General features: G+C 68.4%; 1 protein-coding gene. It reads left to right on the forward strand.

Annotation, left to right across the window (positions count from 1 at the left end; all coding sequences use genetic code 11):
- Positions 1–1,057, forward strand: a 1,057-nt coding sequence (locus tag VR44_RS11765; RefSeq protein ID WP_045947391.1) for a catalase, incomplete at its 5' end; no start/stop codon positions are given.
- Between the last annotated feature and the right edge of the window lie 407 nt (positions 1,058–1,464).

A 1,464-nucleotide genomic window follows, 5' to 3' on the forward strand; every position in this document is an offset into this window, starting at 1 on the left:
CAAGGACCCGATCAAGTTCCCCGACTTCATCCACTCCCAGAAGCGCGACCCCTTCACGGGCAAGCAGGAGCCGGACAACGTCTGGGACTTCTGGGCGCACGCCCCCGAGGCGACGCACCAGATCACCTGGCTGATGGGTGACCGCGGCATCCCGGCCTCCTACCGCCACATGAACGGCTACGGCTCCCACACCTACCAGTGGACCAACGCCCAGGGCGAGGCCTTCTTCGTCAAGTACCACTTCAAGACGAACCAGGGCATCCGCTGCCTGTCCGGCGAGCAGGCCGCCGAGCTCGTCGGCAAGGACGCGAACTCGCACCAGACCGACCTGCTCCAGGCCATCGAGCGCGGTGTGAACCCGAGCTGGACCCTCTACGTCCAGATCATGCCGGCCGCCGAGGCTGCGGACTACCGCTTCAACCCGTTCGACCTCACCAAGGTGTGGCCGCACGCCGACTACCCGCTGCAGCGCGTGGGCCGCCTGGTCCTCGACCGCAACCCGGACAACGTCTTCGCCGAGGTCGAGCAGTCCGCGTTCTCCCCGAACAACTTCGTCCCGGGCATCACCGCCTCGCCGGACAAGATGCTCCAGGGCCGCCTGTTCGCCTACGCCGACGCCCAGCGCTACCGCCTCGGTGTGAACCACACCCAGCTGCCGGTCAACGCCCCGAAGGCGACGAAGGCCGACAACTACGGCCGCGACGGCGTCATGGCGCTGCGCAACGGCTCGCGCCACGACAAGAACTACGAGCCCAACTCGTACCAGGGCCCGGCCGAGACCGGCATAGCCCTCGGCGCCCCGAAGGCCGTCTCCGGCTACACGGGCACCCACGAGGCCCCGGCCCACACCAAGGACGACGACTTCTTCCAGGCCGGTGAGCTCTACCGCCTGATGTCGGAGGCCGAGAAGCAGCGTCTGGTGGCGAACATCGCCGGCGGCCTGTCTCAGGTCACCCTCGAGGACGTCATCGAGAAGAACCTGGCTCACTTCCACGCCGCGGACGCCGACTACGGCAAGCGCGTCGAGGAGGCCGTGCGCGCCCTGCGCGACGCCTGAGCCCCACAGATGTACCGGGGGCCTGACGGGAGGTCAGGCCCCGGGTGCTGAGCCCGCACCGCGGACCCGGATGAGGGGTGGTACGCGGTGGGGGCCGGACGAGGACCGTGGCAGGCGAGCGAGCCAGTGCGGTGGTAATGGGTTCCGAGGCCCGTCTCTTGACCTGAGGGAGACGACGCCGGAGTTCTCGTCGCCCGCCCGCCACGGTCCCAGCCACTCCTCTCTATAGGGGCCACGCACAGGGTCCCCTATAGAGAGGAGAACAACTCCAACTCCTCCCAGCAGTCTCACAGTCTCCGCCCGGCGGTGCGAACGTCCTGTCGCGCCAGCCTCGCTCCGTCGGGCGGTAACAACCAGAGCGCCGAGTCACGGACGGTCCCGTGACTCGGCGCTTTGACGTTGGGGGG

The organism is Streptomyces katrae (genome assembly GCF_000966975.1).
GTDB classification, from domain to species: Bacteria; Actinomycetota; Actinomycetes; order Streptomycetales; family Streptomycetaceae; genus Streptomyces; species Streptomyces katrae.